The sequence below is a fragment of the Microcystis sp. LE18-22.4A genome, from assembly GCF_027531105.1.
Taxonomy (GTDB): domain Bacteria; phylum Cyanobacteriota; class Cyanobacteriia; order Cyanobacteriales; family Microcystaceae; genus Microcystis; species Microcystis aeruginosa.
The window spans coordinates 1-6,777 of the sequence record NZ_JAPZRB010000357.1 but is presented as its reverse complement, the minus strand read 5'-3'; the positions used below and the strand labels follow the sequence as shown (position 1 = coordinate 6,777).

The window sequence follows — 6,777 nt, the reverse complement described above, 5'->3', positions numbered from 1 at the left end:
TTTTCGGTCAGCAAAAAAGGCTCAAACCATTACGGGACAAAGGGTTAACCTCGATTTATGATTTTCCTTGATATATCTGGGTTTCAGCGATTTTGGGCTTCTCGAAGTAAATCCCAAGCGGGGATTGGAGTTGAGGCTTTTCTCAATTTGTTTTTTGTCTAAGTCCCAATAGAAGATCGATTTTTCAACCTGCTCCAAGAAATCATAACAATTATTGTGTGTTGGGTTTCGTTCCTCAACCCAACCTACTACTACTACAGGCTAATGGCGATAATTCCGCTAGAAAGTATGAGAATGTGTCTGACATTCCTGACAGGGGGTGAGTATTGGTATCATGATTAAAAGTAAGGATATAGATAGGGTTTGCGGCAAAAAGTAGGGGCGAAGCATTCGGATAGAAAATCTACGGTTTCACCGATAGGTTATTGCCCGAATGCTTCGCCCCTACAGGACGCGGGCCGATGAAGACGCAAGGTTTTGAACGACGATTCTCTCAAAATTTGCACCTGTTTCGCTCGTAAAGCCACAAAACTCTTACCTTGCCTACATTTCACATTTATTCAGCAAACCCTAGATATAACTTAATCCATCGCTTTTCTTGATTGAGATTAAACTAATGTTTGTGTTGTTGATCAGTGAGGTAAACTAATGACTACAGTTGAATTAAAACAAGCGAAAAATCAACTTAAATGAGTTATTGGAAGCTGTACTTAAAGGTGAAGAAATTATCATCACAGAAAATAATGAATCTGTAGTTAAATTAAGTCCTGTAAAGTTAGCCAAGAAACCACCGCTTCAACCGAGAAGTGCTGCGGGAAAATTTTGGATAGCCGATGATTTTGATGCTCCTTTAACTGATTTTGAAGATTATCAATAATTATGCTCAAGTTTTTAATAGATACTCATATATTTCTTTGGTATGTCATTAATAATAAACAATTGAGAGACAACCATAAAATTATGATTAATGAAAGAGAAAATCTAGTTTATCTTAGTTAAGGTAGTTTTTGGAAAATGACGATCAAATATAGTCTGGAAAAATTAACTTTTGATTCACCTTTCCGAGAATTGATTGAGTCACAAATTCAGAGCAATGATTGGCAAATTTTGCCCCTTAATTTACTACATTTTGAACGAGTAGCGCAATTGTCTGTTCAGCATTGTAGTAGATATGTAGGGGGTAAGTTCGCTTATATTACCGGCTCTTCTGGTTTCCGTAGCACCGCTAGAACCACTGAGAACAGAGGACATCACTTTTCGGCAATTCCTGTGAAAGGTTGAATAAAACCATCCACACCGACAAAGGAGGTGAGGGGCGACCAGTTTAAAATATCCTCTAAAATTGATTGATAGCCCTGGACATTGGGATGAAGTCCATCTTGCATTAATCTTTCTTGGCACCACAGATCGCCCCGGTTCATCCAGAGATCAAATAAATCGAGATAGGGAATATTTTGTTCTAGACAAGCTTGTTTAGTGGTTTCCTTAAAACGATACTGATCGCGATGGTTGAAGTAAAAGCAATCTAAAAAGGGCATTTTCCGCTCATCCACGGGAATCATACCTATAAACAAAACCGGGCAAAGAGAACGGGCCCGGCCGAGTAAATGTTCGATTTGAGTTTGAAAAAGATCGTGATCGGTATAAGTACGACCATCGGGCCGGCCTAAACGGGCTGTATCATTAACACCGACGGAGAGAAGAATCAGGTCAGGAAGACGATTGCGAATTTCCCCCCTGAGACGAAATTCCTGTTCTAAGCGTTCGGACACTTGTACCACTCGATCGCCGCGAATCCCCAAATTATACAGGGCATGACCGGCACTTTCCATCCACAAACGACGTAGGCGCTCGGCCCAACCGCCACCCACGGGGTCGCCATAGCCATACACAAGGCTATCACCTAAAGCGACGATTTTGAGGGGATGGGGCATGATTAGGCCTTTGTCTTTAGTAGGTAAACGAGAAAGAGTTTGCATGATCGCTCGATCGAATCGGTTGTCCTTTACACTTGTAAACGAATTTGGTTAAACTGTCCGTGTATTATACTACATTAGAAATTTTTTCCTGCCAGTTAACTCATCTGATATCAGCCAAGCACCAGCACTGACCAGTATAAAACAAGGCCGCCCGATGATCATTCCTTGCCTCCGAGTCATTTCCGGGCTAAATCTACTATAAAATTTATGATTAAAACCTAGATAAATTGATGACTACTCGTTTACGACGTGCGGTTCAAGACCGAGAATTTTTGATTACAGCCGAGATTACTCCCCCGAAAGGGGGTAATGCCAGTCATATGCTAGAAATGGCCCTCTGGCTAAAAAATCGTGTTCATGCGGCTAATATTACCGATGGCAGTCGCGCCGTAGTGCGAATGTCCTCTCTGGCTGCCTCCGCTATTCTCTATCAACACGACATCGAACCCATCTGTCAAATAGCCTGTCGCGATCGCAATGTGATCGGATTACAAGCAGACCTAATGGGCGCTCATGCCTTGGGATTGAGAAATATACTAGCTTTAACTGGAGATCCCGTCAAAGCAGGAGATCACCCCCAGGCTAGAGCAGTTTTTGACCTAGAATCGGTACGTTTGTTAAAATTAATCGATAAATTAAATAAAGGTTTCGACTTTAACGATAAATCTTTACCCGATGGATCCCTAGAACTTTTTGCCGGGGCTGCCGTCGATGTGCAGTCAAAAAGTTGGTCTGGTCTTCAAAGCCGTTTTGAGCGTAAAATCGAAGCGGGAGCGCAGTTTTTTCAAAGTCAATTAGTTACGGATTTCGAGTGCCTTGATAAGTTCATGCAGCAGGTGGCCTCCCTCGCCGATAAACCGGTTCTAGCGGGAATTTTTCTGTTAAAATCAGCTAAAAACGCCGTATTTTTAAATAAAAATGTGCCAGGGGTACAAATTCCCGACCATATCATTCAAAGACTCGCTGATGCACCTCATCCCCTCGAAGAAGGTATCAAAATCGCCGCCGAACAAATAAAATTAGCCCAGCAGTTATGTCAAGGTGTCCACATCATGGCGATTAAACGGGAGGATCTAGTCCCAAAAATTCTCGACGTGGCCGGTATCCCGCCAATACATAACTGAGATTAAAAGTCAATAGTTTTTATAAAAAATTAACTTTCATTTTGACTACTGGTCTTTTGACAAGAATTCTACCCCTAACCTAGGATGGTAAGGCTCAAAGCATCTTCGGGGTTAAAAGCATGGATTCCAATCTAGGTCAAGAAAAAGAGAATAGTTGTGGTAATTCCGGGCGAAAATGGTTGTCGATCGGTATTGCTCCCACTGGTATAATTTCTATTGGCATTGTTCCCATGGGCGTTATTTCCATCGGTATTGTTCCTATGGGAATAGTTTCCATTGGAACCGTGGCCATGGGGACAATTGCGGCCGGTTTTGTTTCCATGGGACTTTTCAGTATTGGTAGCGTTGGGATGGGATTAAATAACGGCCATTTTTCCAATCTTAATTCTCCCCCTGCTGAATCTCCCCATAAACATCATCAGCATTAAAATCAAGATTTGACTAGCAATCATGAATTATTCCATCCGTGCTGCCGTTGCTACCGATGTCAAGGCTATTTTTGACTTAATTGTTGCCTTAGCAGCCTATCAAGAACTCAGCCATTTAATGACAGGAAATAGTCAAGCTTTAGGGGATCATTTATTTGGAGAAAAACCCTACATCGAAGCATTGGTCGCGGAAGTAGAGGGTAGAATAGTCGGTTTTGCCCTATTTTTTGCTAACTATTCCACCTTTATAACTAAACCGGGGATTTATCTGGAAGATATCTTCGTTTTACCCGATTATCGTAGTCAAGGTATCGGGAAAGCTTTACTAATGGCTGTGGCTAAAATTGCCGTCGCTAGGGATGCAGGACTTTTAGAATGGACTGTCTTAGAGTGGAATCAACTGGCGATCGATTTTTATGGAAAAATGGGGGCTAAGGTCTTCAAAGAGTGGCAAATTTGTCGTCTCACCGGGACTGCTTTAACCGAATTGGGTAATAGCGATAAATAAGTCAGTCCCGATGCAACAAGTTACACCGTCAAGCATGAAAATATTCTGATCCTAAATCCGGTTATTAAAAACTGATTATTTATTCCCCCTTTTGCAGGAGTTTCTTTCCTGATATGTGGCCTAGACTCAACGGATGGCCGTATTACTTCAGATCTGATTACTCAATCCAAGCTTTTGGGGGGTAGAACCCCCCAAACCCCCCGTTGGGGGCGTGGCGCCGCCCCCAAACCCCGGAGCGCATTAGTTTTTCGGTGGGCTGCTTACAGGTAGTTGTTAATACTTTTGTACGCATTTGAGAGTGACTGATAATTGCTGATTGTCGGTATTTTTGCAAATGTGAGATGCAGCCTTCCTACCTTCTCCCCACACCCCACACCCCGCTCCCCTGGTGTTAGGCCCAGAGAAACCCTAATAGCTAAAGAAACTGCGCGATTAGATACCAAAGTCCTTCACAGATAGAAGATAATCAATATTTATCAGTATTGGAAGCCTTCAGCATGGTTCATTTAACGCCCAATCCTAGCTATAGTTTAAGTCTCAAGATAGAAATCCCCAATCAAGCGGGAACCTTCGCTTCTGTCCTCAATGCGATCGCCGATGTCGGGGGTAATTTAGGGCAAATTTCTCTGATCGAACGCAATTTAAAGATTAGCACCCGCGAGGTGATGGTTGATGCCGCTAGTACCGACCAAGCGGAACAGATTATCGCTGCGGTTAAAGCTCTACCGGATGTTAAACTCCTGAAAGTTTCCGATCGCACCTTCGATCTCCATCGTCGGGGTAAAATCTCCATTGAGAGTCGTATTCCCCTCACCTCCCAAGATGACCTGGCCATGGCCTACACCCCCGGAGTTGGTCGCATCTGCACCGCTATCGCCCACGACCCCGAACAAGTGTACTCATTGACCATCAAGGGCAACACCGTCGCTGTAGTTACCGATGGTAGCGCGGTATTAGGATTAGGAAATCTCGGGCCGGAGGCTGCCCTACCAGTAATGGAAGGGAAGGCAATGTTATTCAAGGAATTCGCCGGAATTGACGCTTTTCCCATCTGTTTAGCCACCCAAGACCCCGAAGAAATCATCGCAACCGTCAAAAGAATCGCCCCGGTTTTTGGGGGTATTAACCTAGAGGATATCGGCGCTCCACGCTGTTTTGAAATCGAGAAACGTCTGCGAGCGGAATTAAATATTCCCGTTTTCCACGATGATCAACACGGTACAGCGATCGTTTCCCTGGCTGCCCTGATTAATGCCCTCAAATTTGTCAAAAAATCGCTTGATACAGTCAAAATCGTCATTAATGGTGCGGGTGCAGCGGGAATCGCCATCGCTACCCTCTTTAAAACCGCAGGAGCTACAGATATAACCCTCTGTGATTCCCTTGGCATCCTCTCCCAAAAACGGGACGATTTAACCCCAGAAAAACAAGCTTGGGCCGTGGCCGCCACTGGTAAGCTAGGGGATGCTCTTAAAGGCGCTGATGTCTTCTTGGGGGTGAGCGTACCGGGGGTATTGACTCCCGAAATGGTCAAGGGAATGGCTAAAGATGCGATCGTCTTTGCCATGGCTAATCCGATTCCCGAAATTCAACCGGAATTAATCAATGATTTAGTGGCCGTGGTGGCTACCGGACGCAGCGATTATCCCAATCAGATTAACAATGTTCTCGCTTTCCCCGGATTATTTCGCGGGGCCTTGGACTGTCGCGCTAGGGCAATCACCGATAATATGTATCTGGAAGCGGCCAAAGCGATCGCTTCTTTGATCACTCCTGCTAATCTCAATCGAGAGAATATTATTCCCTCGGTTTTTGATAGTCGTGTAGTTACGGCTGTGGCCGCCGCCGTTCAACACGCTGCTCGTCAAGATGGAGTGGCCGGGGAATAATGTAATTATGGTGCAGGAGGGTAAGTAAACCGTGAAACCGATCGATGATATTCCCGAAGCTTTGCGGGACAACCAGTACACAAAAACTACTAATCCTAATGGTCTAATAGCGATCGCAAGCGGTTTACTTGCTCTGGTGGGAACCGGCCTAATTGCCATAGCAGTCTTGAATCGTCCCCCTGCTTCCGTAAAAAAACCGGTTATTAATCCATCCCCCCCGATTAAAGCCACTCCTAGCCCCATTGAGAACATTCTAGGTCATTTACCCTATCAAGAGGCCCCAGAGACGGAATTAGCCCCCATTACTGGGGATGGTGCTATGCGTTTAAGGAAACCGGCAGCCAAGGCTTTTATCGAGATGCAGAGTGACGCGAGAAGGTCGGGGGTGATTTTAATGCCGATTTCCGCATTTCGATCGAAAGCAACCCAAGAAAAGCTCTTTTTTGAAGTTAAAAAACAACGCAATCAGCAAACCCGCAAACGAGCAGAAGTGAGCGCACCTCCGGGTTACAGCGAACATCATACTGGTTATGCGATCGATATTGGCGATGGTAGCGCTCCCGCAACTAATTTAAGTAGCAGTTTTGCTAATACTGCCGCTTTTCGTTGGTTGCAAAATAACGCTGCCCAGTATAGTTTCGAGTTATCTTTCCCCGAAAATAATCTCCAGGGTATTAATTATGAACCCTGGCACTGGCGTTTTGTCGGGGATAGTGACAGTTTAGAAACTTTTTATAAGGCCCAACAATTAGGAAAACAAAAATAAACGTAGGGTGCGTTAGGCATCCATTGTTTTTAGGGAAAAAATCAAGGTCTAAATATTGCCGTAACGCACCAACTTTTTAGAAA

Annotated in this window: 7 protein-coding genes and 1 pseudogene; 7 read left to right on the top strand and 1 reads right to left on the bottom strand. The window is 44.3% G+C overall.

Annotated features, from left to right (window positions below):
• Nucleotides 1-648 precede the first annotated feature (648 nt).
• Nucleotides 649-877 (top strand): annotated as a pseudogene (locus O9295_RS16160) (type II toxin-antitoxin system Phd/YefM family antitoxin).
• A gap of 137 nt (nucleotides 878-1,014) precedes the next feature.
• Nucleotides 1,015-1,281, top strand: a complete 267-nt coding sequence (locus tag O9295_RS16155; RefSeq protein ID WP_288033829.1) for a PIN domain-containing protein — start codon at nucleotides 1,015-1,017, stop codon at nucleotides 1,279-1,281.
• On the opposite strand, the gene O9295_RS16150 is transcribed toward O9295_RS16155, so the two are convergent.
• Nucleotides 1,251-1,979 carry a GDSL-type esterase/lipase family protein gene (locus O9295_RS16150; protein WP_147069290.1) on the bottom strand — a complete coding sequence of 243 codons (729 nt, stop codon included), beginning with the start codon at nucleotides 1,977-1,979 and terminating at the stop codon, nucleotides 1,251-1,253. The genes O9295_RS16155 and O9295_RS16150 overlap by 31 nt on opposite strands.
• 230 nt (nucleotides 1,980-2,209) lie before the next feature.
• On the opposite strand from O9295_RS16150, the gene O9295_RS16145 reads away from it, so the two are divergent.
• The 5 genes from O9295_RS16145 (at nucleotide 2,210) to O9295_RS16125 (ending at nucleotide 6,694) form a co-directional block, all read left to right on the top strand.
• On the top strand, nucleotides 2,210-3,103 hold the full coding sequence (locus tag O9295_RS16145) for a methylenetetrahydrofolate reductase (protein ID WP_288033828.1): 894 nt from the start codon (nucleotides 2,210-2,212) through the stop codon (nucleotides 3,101-3,103).
• 119 nt (nucleotides 3,104-3,222) lie between these two features.
• Complete coding sequence (locus O9295_RS16140) at nucleotides 3,223-3,531, top strand: hypothetical protein (RefSeq protein WP_002759516.1); 309 nt, start codon at nucleotides 3,223-3,225, stop codon at nucleotides 3,529-3,531.
• 22 nt (nucleotides 3,532-3,553) lie between these two features.
• A complete protein-coding gene (locus tag O9295_RS16135) occupies nucleotides 3,554-4,039 on the top strand; it encodes a GNAT family N-acetyltransferase (protein ID WP_125730583.1) in 486 nt (161 codons plus the stop codon).
• A 497-nt stretch (nucleotides 4,040-4,536) separates the two neighbouring features.
• Nucleotides 4,537-5,928 (top strand): NAD-dependent malic enzyme, encoded by a 1,392-nt coding sequence (locus O9295_RS16130; protein WP_147068652.1) that lies wholly within the window; start codon nucleotides 4,537-4,539, stop codon nucleotides 5,926-5,928.
• A 31-nt stretch (nucleotides 5,929-5,959) separates the two neighbouring features.
• Nucleotides 5,960-6,694, top strand: coding sequence for a M15 family metallopeptidase (locus tag O9295_RS16125; protein WP_287972138.1), 735 nt, complete (start codon nucleotides 5,960-5,962; stop codon nucleotides 6,692-6,694).
• Nucleotides 6,695-6,777: the final 83 nt, after the last annotated feature.